Origin of the sequence: Polaromonas sp., from assembly GCF_029945895.1 — a bacterium.
Lineage (GTDB): Bacteria > Pseudomonadota > Gammaproteobacteria > Burkholderiales > Burkholderiaceae_C > Polaromonas.
Map to the genome: position 1 here is coordinate 1 of NZ_JAQSDL010000041.1, position 17,030 is coordinate 17,030.

A 17,030-nucleotide genomic window follows, 5' to 3' on the forward strand; every position below is an offset into this window, starting at 1 on the left:
GCATCTGCGACGGCAACATGCAGGAAGGCAGCTTCCGCTGCGACGCCAATGTGTCAGTGCGCAAACCCGGCGCCGAACTGGGTACGCGCCGCGAGATCAAGAACCTGAACAGCTTCAAGTTCATGCAGCAGGCCATCGATTACGAGATCCGCTGGCAGATCGAACAGATCGAGGATGGCCATGCAATCCAGCAGGCCACCGTGCTGTTCGACCCGGACACCGGAGAAACACGTGCCATGCGCACCAAGGAAGACGCAGCGGACTACCGCTACTTTCCTGATCCGGATCTGCCGCCGCTGGTGATTGGACGCGACTGGGTCGAACGCACGCGCGCCGAGATGAGTGAACTGCCGCGCGTGATGGCCGCGCGCTTTGTTTCCGATTACGGCTTGCCCGAATACGATGCGGGTCAGTTGACGCAAAGCAAGGCTGTGGCGGCCTACTTCGAAACCGTCGCCACGACCAGCAGGCAAGCCAAGCTGGCCAGCAACTGGGTGATGGGTGAATTGTCCAGGCGACTGAACAATGAAGAAAAACAGATCGAGGCCTCGGCCGTCGGTGCGGCGCAACTCGCCGCCCTGATAACCCGGATCGCCGATGGTACGGTTTCAAACAACGCTGCCAGGCAGGTGTTCGAGGCCTTGTGGACGGGCGAAGGCGCGGAGGTGGATGCCCTCATCGAAGCCAAAGGCCTCAAACAGATGAGCGACACCGGCGAGCTTGAAAAAATCATTGATGACGTGCTGGCGGCCAATGTCAAAAACGTTGAAGAGGTGAAGGCCGGCAATGCCAAGGCCATGAATGCCCTGGTCGGTCAGGCCATGAAAGCCACCAACGGCAAGGCCAACCCCGCGCAGGTCAATGAGTTGCTGAAGAAAAAGCTGGGCTGAAGCGTGGCCGGGATGGCAGCAGATTGCTACTAAAAACGTAGCATCTTCCGCAATAACAGCAAGGGCTGACGGCCCTTTTTCTCTGTAGTTTTACTTTTTGGCAGTGGGCGCTGCCGCAGCGGCGGGCGTCGCACCGCCCATCGCCCACAACTGGTTGAGCTTGACCAGTTCTTCGTCGAAACGCATGTTGACGCGTTTTTTCTCTGCCTCCTGGTCGGCAATAAAACGTTTCTGTACCGCCACGCTGCTGTCGTTTTCTTCCAGCCGGCGCTTGAGCGAAGCCGGCGCCTTGGCCGGATCGGATTTGTAAAACTCGAAATCGGCATCAATCGCCTTGCGCTGGCCGGCCAGTTCAGTTGTGCGTTTGCTGGCGGCCTTGATGACTTCGTCGATCTGCTCCAGCGCCTCGGCGCGTTCCTTGTCGTGCACGGTCCGGCTCGGATAACGCAGCAGCAGCGCCCGGTCGCGGCGCTTTTCCTCTGCCTCGCGGGCACGCACTTCGGCGGCCACCCTGTCTTTCTGCTCCTGCGCGGCTTTTTCCTGCGCCGTCAGCGAGGGGCCGACGACACGTTTGACGGTGCCCGAAGGATTGATTTGCCGCTGCGGACGGTCGATACATTCGGCAATCGGACGGTCGGCGGTGATCTTGCGGCCCGCAGCATCGACACAGCTGTAGATGCCCTGGGTCTGGGCGATGCTGTTCACACCTGCGGCCAGTGCGATCCAAACCACAGCCGCCATCATCTGAACACGCATTTGCATCGCCGAAGGTCCTTAATCCACGCCGTAGCGCTGTCGGTAAGCCAGCACATGCTGGTAATGGGTCTGAAGCGAATCGCCGACCACAAGTTCCGCGCCGTCTTGCGGCGCAGGACTGGCCTCAGACAGATACTGCAGCAAGTCGGTCAAACGGGCAATCGCGAAAACGTGGAGGCCCAGTTGATTCGTAACATATTGCACGGCGCTGTAGTTCACGTCTTCGCCGCCCTCCGTGGCTTTTTCCTGGCGGTCCAGCGCAATCGCCACCGCATGGGGGGTCGCCCCGGCCGCCCGGATGATGGCGATCGACTCGCGCGTGGCCGTGCCGGCCGAAATCACGTCGTCGATGATCAGCACCCGCCCCCTGACCGGCGCGCCGACGAGTGTGCCGCCTTCGCCGTGGTCCTTGGCTTCCTTGCGGTTGTAGGCAAAAGGCACGTTGCGGCCCAGCCGGGCGAGTTCCACGGCAACCGCCGCCGCAAGCGGAATGCCCTTGTAGGCCGGGCCGAAAATCATGTCGAACTGAAGGCCGCGCGTTTTCTCCTCGAGCAGCAGGCCGCGCGCATAAAATTGTGCGAGCCGGCCGAGCTTGGCGCCGTCGTCAAACAGCCCCGCATTGAAAAAGTAGGGGCTCAGCCGCCCGGCCTTGGTCTTGAACTCGCCAAAACGCAGCACGCCCGACTCGATGGCAAACTGCACGAATTCCTGCGCAAGCCGGCCCTCTTCGGCGCTTGGGCGGCTGTCCTGTTGCTGCGCTGGCGTACCCTTTGTGATGCTCATTGGAAGTCCCATGTTTAAATTAACCAGCCTGAACCTCAACGGCATCCGTTCCGCCGCCACCAAGGGCATGCCCGAATGGGTGGCTCAGACCCAGCCGGATTGTATTTGCATGCAGGAGCTCAAGGCCCAGGCGGCCGACGTGGCCGGCCGTTTCGAAGACATCGCCGGGCTCAAGGGGCATTTTCACTTCGCCGAGAAGAAGGGCTACTCCGGGGTCGCGGTGTACAGCCGCCATGAGCCCAGCGATGTGATCACCGGCTACGGCTCGCACGAGTTCGACGCCGAGGGCCGTTATGTGGAGCTGCGTTTTGACAGGCCTGGCCGCAAGCAGGCGCCCAAGCTGTCCATCATCAGCTGCTACTTTCCGAGCGGCTCCTCCGGCGAGGAGCGGCAGGCGGCCAAGTTCCGCTTCCTGGCCGAGTTTTACCCCTACCTGGCCAAGCTCAAGGAAACGCGCGACTTCGTGCTCTGCGGCGACATCAACATCGCGCACCAGGAGATCGACCTGAAGAACTTCAAGGGCAACAAAAAGAACAGCGGCTTCCTGCCCGAAGAGCGCGCCTGGATGACCGAATTGCTGCGCGATGCAGAGGTCGCCGAAGAAGCACTTGAAGCAATGACCGGTGGCACCGGCCAGCCCACATCAAAGGCCACACGCGGTGGCGGCATGGTCGACGTGTACCGCAAGCTGCAGCCCACGGCCACCGACGAGGCCTACACCTGGTGGAGCAACCGCGGCCAGGCCTATGCCAAGAATGTGGGCTGGCGGCTGGATTACCACTTGGCCACGCCGGCCGTGGCAGCCCTGGCCCAAAGCGAAACGATTTACAAGACCCAGCGTTTTTCCGACCATGCGCCGATCACGGTGGACTACGCCTTCAAGCTCTGACCTCTGCGCTGGCGCCGGGCGCCACGGCGGCCGGCAGGCGCAAAGTGGCATGCAACCCGCCACCAGCGGCTGGCTGCAAACTGAGCGCACCGCCGTACAAACCCACCAGATCCTGCACGATGGCCAGGCCCAGCCCGGTGCCGGGAACCGACTCGTCCAGGCGCACACCCCGGGCGCCGACCAGCGCGAGGTTTTCAGCATCAATCCCGGGGCCATCGTCCTCGATATGGATCTGCATCTGGAGCGGCGCACTGCCGATGACGGGTTCGGTCTTCACCGTCACGTTTGACCGCGCCCACTTGCAGGCGTTGTCCAGCAGATTGCCCAGCATTTCCTGCAGATCCTGCTCCTCGCCGGCGAAAAACAGCGGCGCATCGGCAGCCAGCAGGGTGATGTCGATGCCTCTTGCGGCATGGACCCGCTCCATCACCCGCACCAGGCCGGCCAGCACCGGCCCGAGCGCGGTGCGCTGGCCAGGCAGGCGCTGGGTCGCGGCCACACGGGCACGGGCCAGGTGCCAGTCAATGTGGCGGCGTGACAGCCCCACCTGCTCCTTGACCAGCCGGGCCAGTTCGCTGCCCGGCGCTGCCAGCGTCCCCGTCGCGGCCTGATCCAGCACCGACAGCGGCGTCTTGAGCGCATGGGCCAGGTTGCCCGCCTGGGTGCGCGCGCGCGTCACCACCTCGGTGTTGCGGTCAAGCACGTCGTTGAAATCGTCGATCAGCGGCTGCACTTCGGTGGGAAAGCGCCCCTGCAGGCGCTGCGTCCGCCCCTCATGTACATCGGCCAGCGCGCGCTGCATGGCATGCAGGGGCGACAGCCCCACCGCCACCTGTGCCAGCGCCGCCAGCACGAGCAACACCAGCAGCACCGCCAGCGAAGCCGCCATCACACCATTGAAGCTGGCTACGGCCCCGGTGATTTCCTGCATGTCGGCCGCCACCACGATGCGCCAGCGGGCATCGGGCTGTTCAGCGATTTTTACCTTGCGCTCCAGGATCAGCAGCGGGGCGTCGAGCGGACCCCTGCCCTGGTGCACATGCACCGCGCCATCGGCCAGCTCATCGGCGAGCAGCGGCAGGCTGGTGTCCCACAGCGAGCGCGAGCGCAGCACGCCCGCGCGGGACAAACCATCAGCAGTGGTGCGGTCCAGCTGCCAGTACAGACCCGAATACGGTTTTTGCCAGCGCGGGTCGGACAGGGCCTGGGGGTCGATCTGTGGCTGGCCGGTGGCATCGAACTCGAGCCGGGCGGTGAGCTGGTCGAGCTGCAGCGTCAGCGCAGACTCGAACTGCCGCATCACGTGGTCGCGGAACAACCCGCTGAGCAGCACGCCTGCGAGCAGCAGCGCCAGCGCCAGCGCCACCAGCGTCGCGGCCAGCAGCCGAAAGCGCAGCGACGTGGCCCGGCGCCAGATGCTCATGGCGGCAGCACCAGCCGGTAACCCAGCCCGCGCACCGTTTCGATCAGTTCGGGCGGCAGCTTGCGGCGCAGGCGGCCCACAAACACCTCGATGGTGTTGGAGTCGCGCTCAAAGTCCTGGGCGTAAATGTGTTCGGTGAGCTCGGTGCGTGACACCACGGCGCCGGGGCGGTGCATCAGGTAGTCCAGCACCTTGTATTCATGGCTGGTCAGGCTCACGGGCTGGCCGGCCAGCGTGACACGGCCACTGCGTGTGTCCAGCGCCAAGGCGCCGCATTGCAGCACCGCCGAGGCCAGGCCGCCGGCGCGGCGGATCAGCGCGCGCACGCGTGCCAGCAGCTCTTCCATGTGGAAAGGTTTGGTGAGGTAGTCGTCGGCCCCGGCGTCGATGCCGGCCACTTTTTCGTGCCAGTTGTCGCGCGCCGTCAGGATCAGCACCGGCATCGTTCGCCCGCCGTCGCGCCAGCGCTTGAGCACGGTCAGGCCGTCCAGCACCGGCAGGCCCAGATCCAGCACCACGGCATCGAAGGCCTCGGTATCGCCGAGAAAGTGGGCATCACGGCCGTTGTCGGCCTCGTCCACCGCGTAGCCGGCGTCCCGCAGGCCGGCACGCAACTGGGCGCGCAGCGTGGGTTCGTCTTCAACCAGGAGGATGCGCATGGACGGGTCGCGGGGTGTCAGGGACGCGCATCGCGGCTGCTGCGGCGCTCGTCGCCACTGCCATGGCCCTTGCCGGGCAACAGCGCACCGGTCCGGGCGTCGAGCTTGAGCTTGACCAGCTGGCCCCCGGGCTCAAGCAGTTTGACTTCGTAGATCCAGCGGCCGTCTCCTTCTTCCTGTTCCAGTTCGACTTCCATGACCTGACCCGGGTGCTCGCGCTCCAGCCGTTCCAGCACGCTGCGCAGCGGCAACACCTGACCGGCCTGAACCGCCTGGCGCGCACGGTTGTGGTCGTCCTTGCTGCCGGACCAGGCCGGCTGCAGCCCCAGGCTGCCAACCAGCAGCACCAGCAGCACCAGCCCGCCCGGCCGCGAACCGCGGCGTTTGCCGGTGCTGAGGGAAGACGGGTCGGAGGTCATGGCGTGATTGTCCTGCACCTATTGTGAACCGCAGATGAACGGCGCCTTCAGGAAAGGTTCAAGCGGCCCTGCCAAAAATACATGCCCACACCCAGCCACAACGCAGGAAGCCCCCGCCATGACACTGCTCCGCAGCTTCTTTCCCGCCGCCTTGCTGCTGGCCGCCATGCTGGCCAGTGCGCTGCTGCCGGCCATCAGCCAGGCGAGCGACATCACGCCGGCAGCGCAGCTCAGTCGCTGGAGCGCCAAGGCCGGGACCCCGGGCAAGGCCGACAAGGGTTATTTCAACGACGACAACATCCGCTTCCCGGCCGGGCTTGACACCCCTTACCGCCGGGCCTGGAACGACTGAACACAAGGAGAACCACCATGCATGCCACCCCCTCCACCCACACCATCCCCACCACTGCCCAGGCAGCGCCGGCAGCGCCCACGCCGGGTCGCCGCGTGACCGACGCGCCGACGCGCATGTTCCACTGGCTTTTCGCGCTGAGTTTTCTCGGCGCCTACGTGACCGCTGACGGCGAAAGCTGGCGGCTGCTACATGTCACGCTCGGCTACACCCTGGCCGGCCTGCTGGTCTTTCGTGTGCTGTATGGCCTGCTGGGCCCGCGCCAGGCAGGCCTGGGCCTGATGTGGCGCAAGTTGGCCGGCGCGCCGGCGTGGCTGCGCTCGCTCACCCAAAGCCAATCGCCGGCCAGCATCAACTGGCGGCAAGGTCAGAACCTGCTGATGGCGCTGGCCGTGGTGGCCCTGCTGCTGATGGTGGTGCCGCTGACGCTCAGCGGTTATGCCACCTACAACGACTGGGGCGACTTTCTCGGCGGCGACTGGCTGGAAGAGGTCCACGAATTTTTCGGGGAGGCGTTTTTGTTTGTCGTTCTGGCCCACCTGGCGCTCATCGCGGGCCTGAGCCTGCTGCGGCGCAAAAACCAGGCCCTGCCCATGCTGACCGGCCGGATCGACGGCAAGGGGCCGGATCTGGTGCAGAAGAACCGCGGCTGGCTGGCCGCCCTGCTGCTGCTCGCCGTGCTGGCCTTCGGTGCCTGGGAGTGGCAGCAATCACCGAACGGCCTGATTTCCAACAAAGCCTGGAACAGCCCGGCGGCCGGACATGCCCACGATGACGACTGACAAGGCCTCTCCCGGCTTCCGGCTTCCATCATCACCAGCGAGGAAAGAATGTTGCGCAATGAGAATTGATATGGCGCAAGCACCTCTTCAATACAGCGGCCTAAAGTGGTTCATGGTCCGGCAACGCACGGACGGTCGCCCGACATCTCCATTAATTGGCCCCGCGCAGGGCAACCCGAAAATATCGGAACATGAAAAGGTCATCACTTTCATCTTGTTTCGCTACTTCCGTGCTGCACTGGCAGTTATCTGGCGGACACACCGCCAACCCATGAGGAAACCGGAATGAACCGATACTTTCGAACGCTGATCTGCAGCATGGCCTTGGGCGCTTTTGCATTGTTGGCAGGTTGCAACAAGCCGCCTGAAGCCGGCGGAGTTGCGCAGACGACCGCAGCCCATGTTGCAGATGCCGACGTGACAGCAAACGTCAAGGCGGCTTTGCTGCGGGACCCTGTCCTGACGAAGTTCGCCATCAGCATCATCACGCTGAAAGGGGATGTGCGCCTGACGGGTATCGTCAACACCCAGAGCCAGATCGATGCTGCCATCAAGCTCACCCGGGGGACCGACGGCGTTCACTCCATTCACGATGAACTGACCCTGAAGAAATGAATAAAACGACAGGCATATCGACATGAGCGTCACTATCTCTGAGAATCCAGGTGCTGCCCGGTACGGCAGGGCTTCCATCGCACTTCATTGGCTCATGCTCATCGTGATTGCCGCCATCTATGCCTGCATGGAACTGAGTGAAAACTTCCCAAAGGGCAGTGATCTCAGGGTCGGGCTCAAGAACTGGCATTTCATGCTGGGGCTCTCGGTTCTGATGCTCGTTGCCGTGCGTATGGTTCTCCGTCTGTCCAGCGCAACGCCGCCCATCCAGCCCGCTCCACCTCGGTGGCAAGTTGTGCCGAGCCGTCTGATGCTCGTGGCGCTCTATGCCCTGATGATCGGCATGCCGCTGCTTGGATGGCTGACGCTCAGCGCAGAGGGCCAGGCGATTCCGTTCTTCTTCGTCCAGCTCCCGGCACTCGTCAACGAGAGCAAGTCCGTCGCTAAATGGGCCAAGGACCTTCACGAAACTGGCGCCGGGATCGGCTACTTCCTGATCGGGATGCATGCAGCCGCAGCCCTGTTCCATCACTACTTCGTTCGCGACAACACGCTGCGCCGGATGCTTCCCTACTGACACTTGGACAATGGCTACAGCTCGCTCACCCTCCACAACCCTTGCAGTTGATCCATCCCGTGAAGATCTGTTGCCACCGATGGCGCGACACGGAGCACTTGCCGTGATGACACCGGCAAAACACATGTTGACCGTGACAGGCGATACCTCGTGAATGAGGAATCGCCCGCGGGCCTGACCCCGGCCACAGCTGCGCAACGCCTGCGCGACGAGGGTCCCAACGAACTCGGTGTGAGCCAGCGGCGCACCCTGCAGGGCATGGCCTGGGAGGTGGTGCGCGAGCCGATGTTCCTGCTGCTGCTGGGCGCCGGCGCGATCTACCTCGCCATGGGAGACGCGCATGAGGCATTGATCCTGCTCGGCTTTGTGGTCATCATCATGACCACCACCGTTTTGCAGGAGCGTCGCACCGACAACGCCCTGGAGGCTCTGCGCGACCTGTCCAGCCCGCGGGCCCTGGTGCTACGTGGCGGCGAGACGCTGCGCATCCCTGGACGGGAGGTGGTGCGCGAAGACGTACTCCTGCTGGCCGAGGGCGACCGCGTGCCTGCCGACGGCGAGCTGCTGCAGGCGCATGAGCTGGCAACGGACGAGTCCATGCTCACGGGGGAGTCCGAAGCGGTGGCCAAGCAACTGCCTGGAGAGCGGGTGTTCGCCGGCACGCTGGTGGTCAGGGGACAGGGCCTCATGCGCGTGACAGCCACCGGACGCCGAACCGAACTGGGGCGCATCGGCCAGTCGCTGCAGACCATTGAATTGCAGGCATCGCCCCTGCGTGAAGAAGTGGCGCGACTGACACGCCGTCTGGTGGTTATCGGCCTGTCTCTGTGCCTGGCGCTGTCCCTGCTCTTCTGGGCGCTGCGCGGCGGCTGGCTTGACGCGCTCCTGGCCGGCATCACCCTGGCCATGGGCATTCTGCCGCAGGAACTGCCGGTCATCATGATCGTGTTTCTGGCGCTGGCCGCGCGCCGCCTGGCCGCTCAGCAGGTGCTGACGCGGCGACTCAACGCCATCGAGACCCTGGGGCAGACCACCGTGCTGTGCGTCGACAAGACCGGCACCCTGACCGAAAACCGCATGGCCGTGGCGGCCCTCGCCGTCGGCGAGCAGACACTGGACCTGCGGGATCTGGCGCCAGCAGGTCTGCCTGAAGCCTTTCATGAACTGCTTGAATACGCCGTGCTGGCCAGCGAGATCGATCCGCACGACCCGATGGAGCGGGCCCTGCACGCGCTGGCCGCCGCACAGCTGGAGGGCAGCGGCCACCTGCATCCGCAGTGGACGCTGGCACGGGAATACGAACTGTCGCCCCAGCTCCTTGCCATGAGCCACTTGTGGCGCAACAGCACGCTTGCGGACGACGTCGTCGCCACCAAGGGGGCGCCGGAAGCGGTGGCTGCGCTGTGCCACCTGACCGATGTCCGTCGGGACCGGCTCGCTGCGCAGGCGGCGCGCATGGCCGATAGCGGCCTGCGTGTGCTGGGCGTGGCGCGGGCCCGCCACCACAACACCGGCGGCGGCTGGCCGGACAGGCAGCACGACTTCGATTTCGAGTGGGTGGGGCTGGTCGGTCTGGCCGACCCCCTGCGGGCCGAGGTGCCTGCGGCCGTGGCAGAGTGCCGGCGCGCCGGCATCCGGGTGGTGATGATCACGGGCGACCACCCGCGCACCGCTGCGGCCATCGCGGCCCAAGCCGGCATCGAAAGTACCTCCGTGCTGACGGGCGACGACATCGCCGCCATGGAGGAACCTGCGCTGGCACACAGGGTGGCGTCGGTCAACATCTTCGCTCGCGTCAAGCCACAGCAGAAACTGGCGATCGTGCAAGCCCTGAAAGCCCAGGGCGAGGTGGTGGCCATGACCGGGGACGGGGTCAACGATGCACCCGCGCTCAAGGCGGCACACATCGGCATCGCCATGGGTCAACGCGGTACCGACGTGGCGCGTGAAGCCGCTGCGCTGGTGCTGCTGCATGACGATTTTTCCTCCATCGTGCAGGCCATCCACCGGGGACGCCGTACTTTCGCCAACCTGCGCCAGGCGATGGTCTACACGCTGGCGGTCCATGTGCCCATCGTGGGCCTGGCCTTGCTGCCGGTACTGTTCGGTCTGCCGCTGGTGCTGGCACCGCTGCACATTGCCTTTCTGGAGCTGGTCATCGATCCGGCGTGCTCACTCGTGTTTGAGGCCGAGGAAGGCGCCGACGATCTGATGGCGCAACCGCCCCGCCGGATCGCCGAGCCCCTGCTGTCGGGGTGGCATGTCGCCTTGAGCCTGATTCAGGGTGGGCTGGTCATGGCCGTGGTGGTCGGCCTGTATGCCTGGACACTGGTGCAGGACGTGCCGGCCGGCATGGCCAGCACGGCGGCCTTTGTGGTGCTGGTGACGGCCAACGCAGCGCTGATCGTGCCCAGCCGGTCCAGCCTGAGCAAGTGGCGCAGCCTGTGGTCCGGCTTCACGCCGGTCAGCCTCTGGGTGCTGGGGGGTACCCTGCTAGCGTTGACGGCGATCACCACCGCGCCGCCGCTGACCCGGGCCTTCGGGTTTGCACCGCTGGCTGCGGCTGACTGGCTGGCCGCGCTGGCCGTCGGCCTGAGCCTGCTGGTGCCCTTGCACCTGATTAAAACCGTGCTGCCTGTCCGCAGCCGGCCGATGGGCCCTCCGGGAAAGCAGGCGCCCGGGCCGTGATCTCCGACTTCGGCCCACTCAGGTCATATGGCGCGGAGCACCGGATTCGGCGGCCACCGGGTCGCCAGGGTGATGCCCCAAGGTGTAGGGAATGGAAACAAAGGCCATCATCGCCACCAGAAAAACCGCCGGCAGGACGATGCGCACCATTGAAAATATGAAAGCCCTGAGATCCTGATTCATGATGAACTCCGTTGTAGCGGCTCAATATCAAGCCGCAAACGAATGATGAGGGTCGGCGCATGAACACGACCTGAACGGATCATTCCGCAAGAACTTTCCCGTCATGCTTGCCGGACGCCAGTCGCCATCCCCGGCACATCGGCGGAAAACAACTCAACGGTCCAGCGAATCGCACCGGCTCTAAACTCAAGCCATGCACATCCTCTGGACCTACCTGCGCCCGCACCGTACCCTGGCAGTGCTGGCACTGGTGCTGGCGGCCATCAGCCAGGTGCTGGCGCTGGTTGACCCGATCATTTTCGGCAAGATCATCGACGGCTACGCGGTCGGCCACCCCGGCATGTCCGATGAGGAGCGGGTCTCGGGCGTGCTCTGGCTGCTGGGCCTGGCGGTGGTGGTCGCCGTGGTGTCGCGGCTGGCCAAGGCGCTGCAGGAGTATGCGACGCGGCTGGTGGTGCAGCGCTTCGGCACACAGATCTTCAACGACGGCCTGCGCCAGGTACTGCGCCTGAAGTTCCAGGAGTTCGAGGACCTGCGCAGCGGGGAGACCCTGTCGCTGCTGCAGAAAGTGCGCGCGGACTGCGAACGTTTCATCAACACCTTCATCAACACCGTGTTTGCCGCGCTGGTCGGCATGGGCTTTCTCTGCTGGTATGCCATCACCACCCACTGGCTGCTGGTGCCGGTGTTCCTGGTCGGCGTGCTGGTGATGGGCGGGCTGACCGGGCTGCTGAGCCGCGAGATCAAGACGCAGCAGCGCTCCATCGTGCGCGAGACCAACCGCAATTCGGGCTTTATTGCGGAGTCGCTGCGCAACATCGAGCTGATCAAGAGCCTGGGCCTGACCTTCACCGAGATCCGGCGCCTGCAGACACAGACCCTGCAGGTCTTCGCGCTCGAGATGCGCAAGGTCAAACGCATCCGCCTGTTGTCCTTCCTGCAGGGCACAACGCTGAGCCTGCTCAAGCTCGGCATCCTGTTTGCCCTGTTGTGGCTGATCTTCCGCGACGTGCTGAGCACCGGCGAGCTGATCGCCATGCAGTTCATCTCGGTGGCGATTTTTGCGCCCCTGCAGGACCTCGGCAACGTGATCGTCGCCTGGCGCGAGGTCGAGGCTTCGTTGCTGAACTTCGACGCGTTGATGAAAAAACCGGTGGAGCGACGGCCCGAGTCGCCGCAGGACATCGGACCCGTCACGCACCTGCGCTTTGCCAAGGTCAGCTTCCGGCACAAGGGCGCACCCGACAACGCGCTGGAGGACATCTCGTTTTCCGCCGGCCTGGGCGACACCATCGCGTTTGTGGGCCCGTCCGGCTCGGGCAAATCCACGCTGGTCAAGCTGCTGGTGGGCCTGTACACACCGGCCGGCGGCGAGGTCTTCTACAACGACATCTCCACGCGCGAGTTGCGCTACAACGAGGCGCGCCGGCAGATTGGTTTTGTGACGCAGGAGACACACCTGTTTGCCGGCACCATCCGCGACAACATGCAGTTCGTGAAGGCCGACGCCACCGATGCGGAGATTGTGGCGGCGATGGAGCAGGCGTCCTGCGCCTACCTGCTGGACAAGTCCCCCGAGGGCCTGGACACACAGATCGGCGAGATGGGCACCAAGTTGTCCGGCGGTGAAAAGCAGCGCCTGTCGATTGCGCGCGCCCTGATCCGTCAGCCGCGCCTGCTGATTTTCGACGAGGCCACCTCAGCACTCGACTCCATCACCGAAGAACAGATCACCGACACCGTGCGGCGCGTGTCGGCGCGTAGCAGCCAGATCACGCTGCTGATCGCGCACCGGCTCTCGACCATCATGCATGCCAACACCATCTTCGTGCTGGAAAAGGGACGCATCGTGGAAAGCGGCAACCACGCCGCGTTGCTGGAGCGCAAGGGCCTGTACTACGCGATGTGGCGCCAGCAGATCGGCGAACGACCGGACCCGCGCCGCGCCCTGGAGCCGTTGCCGGAAGAAGAAAAAGATGACGTTCTGTCGCCTCCGGATGCTATGGATATATGAGCTATTAGCGCCCATTTCACAAGGGCTGAAGCCGATTTTTATTCTGATTTTGCGGGCGAATGCGCCTACCGAACCGCCTGGCCCAGCTGGCGTGCCAGGTGCACCTGGTGCAGCGTGATCTTCCGCACCTCGGCCTGGCTGGCCTGAATGTGGGCGCGCAGTAGCAGGGCTGCCTGGTCGCCGCGCCGGCGCTGGATCGCCTTGAGGATCTTGGCGTGTTCTTCATAGGTTGCATCGATGCGCGGCTGCTTGGTGAAGTCGAGCCGGCGGATCACGCGGATGCGTTCGGTCACGTCGCGGTGCACGCGGGCCATCTCGGCATTGCCGGCCGCCGCCACCAGTGCGCAGTGAAAGGCCTCGTCCCACTGCGCGACCTGAACGGTGTCGCTGCTGCGCTGCTCGGGGCTGACCAGCCAGATCGCGGCCAGGTCATCCAGCAGCGCCGGGTTGACCTTCAGGGCGTCTTCACACAGGCGATGTGCGGCGGTGGTTTCCAGCACCATGCGCAGGTCATAAAGCTCTTCGAACTGGTTGAAGTCAAAGGGCAACACGCGCCAGCCACTGCGAAACAACACCTCGACAAAACCTTCGTGCTGCAGACGGAACAGGGCCTGGCGCACCGGTGTGCGCGACACACCCAGGCGTTCGCTGATTTCAGTTTCGGTGAAGCGGTCACCCGGCACCAGCTTGAACTCGGACACGTCGCGCTTGAGCTGTTCGTACACCTCGTCGGCGCGCGAGCGGTGGGCGGCGGCCTCGACGAGGGCAGGCAAAGGGCGGGCAGCGGTGTGCATGGCGGAACTCTAGCAGTCTTGCAGCAAAGCCAGCAGTTGGGCGCTGGCAGCGGTCCAGCCAACAATGGCGCCCTGCGCCCGCACCATCTCCACCGCCGCCGCCCTGAAGGCCGGGAAGTAACTCTCGGTGCAGTCTTCCAGCAGCAGGCTGTCGTAGCCGCGGTCGTTGGCTTCGCGCATGGAAGTCTGCACGCAGACTTCGGTGGTGACCCCCATGAACAGCAGGTGCGTGATGCCTTCCTGCTGCAGCAGCTCGTGCAGCGGTGTGGCGTAGAACGCGCCCTTGCCGGGTTTGTCGATAACGATCTCGCCGGCCAGCGGTGCCAGCGCGGCAATGATCTGGTTGCCCGGCTCACCGGTGATCAGGATGCGGCCCATCGTCCCCATGTCGCCGATACGCAGCGAAGGATTGCCGCGGTTGCGCTTGGCAGGCGGGCAATCGGACAGGTCCGCCCGGTGCGCTTCCCGGGTGTGCACCACGAGGCCGCCGGCGCTGCGCCAGGCTTCGAGCACCGCCTGGCAGGCCGGCACGATGGCCTGCAACAGCGAGACATTGTTGCCCAGCGACTCGCCAAAACCACCGGGCTCGATGAAGTCGCGCTGCATGTCGATGATGACGAGTGCCGTTGACTTCATCTCGAAGTCGTAGGGGAGGGGTTGGGCCTGGGTTAGTTGCATGATGGATTCAGTACGGGTTTCATGCTGCCGCTGGGGGAATTTGCCAGTGCGGGCTGTTGAGATGCTTCGGGCTGGCCGGGGGTTGCCCGGCTTGTTGGTAAACCACACGCGCTACGAGCAAACCGTCTTCGACAGGCTCAGCCCGAACGATGGATCTGCGCAGGCGTCGGATCCCGCAGTCCGCCGGGGCGAGACCCGGCCTGCAGCTCACACCACCCCCCCTGCCGCAGGCTGATGATGCCCTCCACCCATGTGCGCGCCAAGAACATGCCGCTCGGCATCCGCGGCGGAAGTTTCAAAAACAATGCGGCCTTCGCTCATCACCACAATGCGGTCAGCCAGCTCGAGCAGTTCGTCCAGGTCCTCACTGACCAGCAGCACGGCGCCGCCCTGCTGCGCCACGCCTCGCAGGCGGATGTGGATTTCCTTGACGGCGGCAAAGTCCAGGCCAAAAACCGGGTTGGCGGCAATCAGCACATTGATCTCACCATGCAACTCACGCGCCAGCACGGCACGCTGCACATTGCCGCCCGACAAGCTGCGGATCGGCGCGTTTTCGCCCTGGGTCTTGATGCCGTAGTCCGTGATCCATGCGCGCGCACGGCTGCGCCAGTGGCCGAATTGCAATCGGCCGCCGGCGCACAGGGGCGGCCGGTCGAAGTCGCGCAGCGCCATGTTCTCGGCCACGCTGAGATCGCCGACGCAGGCATTGCGCAACGGCTCTTCGGGCAGGCTGCGCACCTTGAGCCGGTGGTTCTCTTCGCGCGTGGCAGCGTAGGGCTGGCCGTTGACCCGCACGGTACCCGCGGCACGTCCGCGCTGGCCGACCAGCGCTTCGACAAGTTCACGCTGGCCGTTGCCGGAGACGCCAGCGATGCCGAGGATCTCGCCGGCGGCGACCGCCAGGCTCAGGTCGCGCACAGCCAGCGTGCCGCGGTCGCCCATGACCTGCAGCCCCCCGATTTCCAGAGACACGACGGGCGCTACATAATTTATAGCTACTGACGCTCGTCCGCTATGGGCTGGAGGCACTTTTTCTTCCATGCCCAGGCTTTCGGGACGGGCCGCAGCCGCATCACCCACCATGGCCTGCGCCAGCCTTGCAGGGTCGCTCGCCGCGACCGACGTGGTGTGCACCGCCTTGCCGCGGCGCAGCACGGTCACGTCGTCGGCATAGGCCATGACTTCGCGGAACTTGTGCGTGATGATGAGCACCGTGCACCGTCCGCTGCGCGCGAACTCGCGCACCTGGCCGAGCACCTCGTCGGCTTCCTGCGGCGTCAGCACCGAGGTCGGCTCATCGAGGATCAGCAGGCGCGGCCGGAGGTAGAGCTGCTTCAGCAACTCGAGCTTCTGCTTTTCTCCCGCCGCCAGTTCCGACGGCCGCGCATCCAGGTCCAGACGGAACGGCGTGTGCGCAAGAAAAGCCTTGAGTTCATCGCGCTTGGCACGCCAGTTGATCACCGCGGGCAACTGCCCGCCGGCCAGCAGCAGGTTCTCCGCCACAGTCATGCCCGGCGCCAGCGTGAAGTGCTGGTAGACCATGCCGATGCCCAGGGCGCGCGCCACCACCGGGTTGTCGATCGCCTGCTCGCGGCCGTCGATCAGGATGCTGCCTTCCGAGGGTCGCTGGAAACCCGCCACACATTTGACCAGCGTACTTTTGCCGGCACCGTTTTCGCCGAGCAGCGCATGCACCGTGCCCGGCGCCACCTTCAGACTGACGCTGTCGAGCGCCGTGAAGTTGCCGAAGCGCATGCTCATCCGGTAGGTGTCCAGCGCCAGCGCACCGGTGGCTGGCGGCAGGCTGCCGATGGCTGCCGCTGCGCGACTCATGGCATGGCCAGTGCATCCAGCACCGCCTTTGACACCGCATGGGCGCCGAACACACCGCCCTGCATGGTGATCATCTTCAGCGCCGCCGCGTGGTTGCCGGCGTCGGTGGCAGCGGTGCAGTCCGACAGCAGCAGGCATTCGAAGCCGCGGTCGTTGGCGTCGCGCATCGTGGTGTGCACACACACGTCGGTGGTGATGCCGGTAAGAATCAGGTTGCGGATGCCGCGCGTGTGCAGCACCATCTCGAGATCGGTGGCGTAGAACGATCCCTTGCCGGGCTTGTCGATCACCACCTCGCCGGGCAGCGGCGCCAGCTCGGGAATGATTTCCCAGCCCGGTTCACCACGCACCAGGATGCGGCCACAGGGTCCGTCGTCGCCGATGCCCACACCGTTCGTGCCGATCTGGCGCGAGCGCCAGCGTTTGTTGGCCGGCAGGTCCGACAGGTCGGGCCGATGGCCCTCGCGCGTGTGGATGAGGGGGTAACCTGCGCCGCGCATGGCGGCCATCAGGATCCTGAGTGGCTCGATCGGCGCACGTGTCAGCGAGATGTCGTAGCCCATCTTGTCGACGTAGCCGCCTTCGCCGCAGAAATCGACCTGCATGTCGATCACGACAAGCGCGGTGTTGCCGGGCAGCAGGTCACCGTTCCAGGGCCAGGCGTAGGGGTTGGCGTTGACAAAGCGTGTCAT

General features: G+C 64.8%; 18 protein-coding genes. 8 read left to right on the forward strand and 10 right to left on the reverse strand.

Annotated elements, in window-relative coordinates:
- A partial coding sequence (gene gatB, locus PSV33_RS04850) for an Asp-tRNA(Asn)/Glu-tRNA(Gln) amidotransferase subunit GatB (RefSeq protein WP_300559377.1) occupies positions 1 to 890 on the forward strand: 890 nt, incomplete at its 5' end.
- Between the two features lie 90 nt (positions 891 to 980).
- Here the strand turns inward: gatB and PSV33_RS04855 are convergent.
- Positions 981 to 1,652 carry a DUF4124 domain-containing protein gene (locus tag PSV33_RS04855; protein ID WP_366945582.1) on the reverse strand — a complete coding sequence of 224 codons (672 nt, stop codon included), beginning with the start codon at positions 1,650 to 1,652 and terminating at the stop codon, positions 981 to 983.
- A gap of 12 nt (positions 1,653 to 1,664) precedes the next feature.
- Complete coding sequence (gene pyrE, locus PSV33_RS04860; RefSeq protein WP_300559379.1) at positions 1,665 to 2,429, reverse strand: orotate phosphoribosyltransferase; 765 nt, start codon at positions 2,427 to 2,429, stop codon at positions 1,665 to 1,667.
- Between the two features lie 10 nt (positions 2,430 to 2,439).
- On the opposite strand from pyrE, the gene PSV33_RS04865 reads away from it, so the two are divergent.
- Positions 2,440 to 3,318, forward strand: coding sequence for an exodeoxyribonuclease III (locus PSV33_RS04865; RefSeq protein ID WP_300559381.1), 879 nt, complete (start codon positions 2,440 to 2,442; stop codon positions 3,316 to 3,318).
- Here PSV33_RS04865 and PSV33_RS04870 read toward each other — a convergent pair.
- From PSV33_RS04870 to PSV33_RS04880, 3 genes are read right to left on the reverse strand one after another with little or no spacing between them, the layout of a single operon-like run.
- Entirely contained in the window at positions 3,308 to 4,741 is a 1,434-nt protein-coding gene (locus tag PSV33_RS04870; protein WP_300559384.1) for a sensor histidine kinase, read from the reverse strand. The two genes, PSV33_RS04865 and PSV33_RS04870, sit on opposite strands and share 11 nt — an antisense overlap.
- Positions 4,738 to 5,400 carry a response regulator transcription factor gene (locus PSV33_RS04875; protein ID WP_300559386.1) on the reverse strand — a complete coding sequence of 221 codons (663 nt, stop codon included), beginning with the start codon at positions 5,398 to 5,400 and terminating at the stop codon, positions 4,738 to 4,740. The genes PSV33_RS04870 and PSV33_RS04875 overlap by 4 nt, the downstream gene beginning before the upstream one ends.
- Before the next feature lie 17 nt (positions 5,401 to 5,417).
- Positions 5,418 to 5,819 carry a PepSY domain-containing protein gene (locus tag PSV33_RS04880; protein WP_300559389.1) on the reverse strand — a complete coding sequence of 134 codons (402 nt, stop codon included), beginning with the start codon at positions 5,817 to 5,819 and terminating at the stop codon, positions 5,418 to 5,420.
- Between the two features lie 118 nt (positions 5,820 to 5,937).
- Between PSV33_RS04880 and PSV33_RS04885 the strand changes: the two genes are divergently transcribed.
- From PSV33_RS04885 to PSV33_RS04905, 5 genes are all read left to right on the forward strand, one after another.
- Positions 5,938 to 6,171, forward strand: a complete 234-nt coding sequence (locus tag PSV33_RS04885; protein ID WP_300559392.1) for a hypothetical protein — start codon at positions 5,938 to 5,940, stop codon at positions 6,169 to 6,171.
- Positions 6,172 to 6,188: 17 nt separating this feature from the next.
- Positions 6,189 to 6,953: a cytochrome b/b6 domain-containing protein gene (locus tag PSV33_RS04890; RefSeq protein ID WP_300559395.1), complete on the forward strand. Its 765-nt coding sequence runs from the start codon at positions 6,189 to 6,191 to the stop codon at positions 6,951 to 6,953.
- Between the two features lie 285 nt (positions 6,954 to 7,238).
- Complete coding sequence (locus PSV33_RS04895) at positions 7,239 to 7,568, forward strand: BON domain-containing protein (RefSeq protein WP_300559398.1); 330 nt, start codon at positions 7,239 to 7,241, stop codon at positions 7,566 to 7,568.
- Positions 7,569 to 7,590: 22 nt separating this feature from the next.
- On the forward strand, positions 7,591 to 8,145 hold the full coding sequence (locus tag PSV33_RS04900; protein WP_300559401.1) for a cytochrome b: 555 nt from the start codon (positions 7,591 to 7,593) through the stop codon (positions 8,143 to 8,145).
- Between the two features lie 150 nt (positions 8,146 to 8,295).
- Entirely contained in the window at positions 8,296 to 10,833 is a 2,538-nt protein-coding gene (locus PSV33_RS04905) for a cation-translocating P-type ATPase (RefSeq protein ID WP_300559404.1), read from the forward strand.
- A gap of 18 nt (positions 10,834 to 10,851) precedes the next feature.
- Here PSV33_RS04905 and PSV33_RS04910 read toward each other — a convergent pair whose 3' ends face one another.
- Positions 10,852 to 11,016: a hypothetical protein gene (locus PSV33_RS04910; RefSeq protein ID WP_300559407.1), complete on the reverse strand. Its 165-nt coding sequence runs from the start codon at positions 11,014 to 11,016 to the stop codon at positions 10,852 to 10,854.
- A gap of 193 nt (positions 11,017 to 11,209) precedes the next feature.
- Here PSV33_RS04910 and PSV33_RS04915 point away from each other — a divergent pair, with 193 nt between their 5' ends.
- On the forward strand, positions 11,210 to 13,030 hold the full coding sequence (locus PSV33_RS04915) for an ABC transporter ATP-binding protein (RefSeq protein ID WP_300559410.1): 1,821 nt from the start codon (positions 11,210 to 11,212) through the stop codon (positions 13,028 to 13,030).
- Between the two features lie 65 nt (positions 13,031 to 13,095).
- Here PSV33_RS04915 and PSV33_RS04920 read toward each other — a convergent pair whose 3' ends face one another.
- From PSV33_RS04920 to PSV33_RS04935, 4 genes are all read right to left on the reverse strand, one after another.
- Positions 13,096 to 13,824: a GntR family transcriptional regulator gene (locus PSV33_RS04920; RefSeq protein WP_300559414.1), complete on the reverse strand. Its 729-nt coding sequence runs from the start codon at positions 13,822 to 13,824 to the stop codon at positions 13,096 to 13,098.
- A gap of 9 nt (positions 13,825 to 13,833) precedes the next feature.
- Positions 13,834 to 14,502, reverse strand: a complete 669-nt coding sequence (locus tag PSV33_RS04925; protein WP_300559416.1) for a cysteine hydrolase — start codon at positions 14,500 to 14,502, stop codon at positions 13,834 to 13,836.
- 207 nt (positions 14,503 to 14,709) lie between these two features.
- The gene (locus PSV33_RS04930) at positions 14,710 to 16,338 is read right to left on the reverse strand and encodes an ABC transporter ATP-binding protein (RefSeq protein WP_300559419.1); all 1,629 of its coding nucleotides are present in this window, start codon (positions 16,336 to 16,338) and stop codon (positions 14,710 to 14,712) included.
- Positions 16,335 to 17,030, reverse strand: a complete 696-nt coding sequence (locus PSV33_RS04935; protein WP_300559422.1) for an isochorismatase family cysteine hydrolase — start codon at positions 17,028 to 17,030, stop codon at positions 16,335 to 16,337. Before PSV33_RS04935 ends, PSV33_RS04930 begins: the two co-directional genes overlap by 4 nt.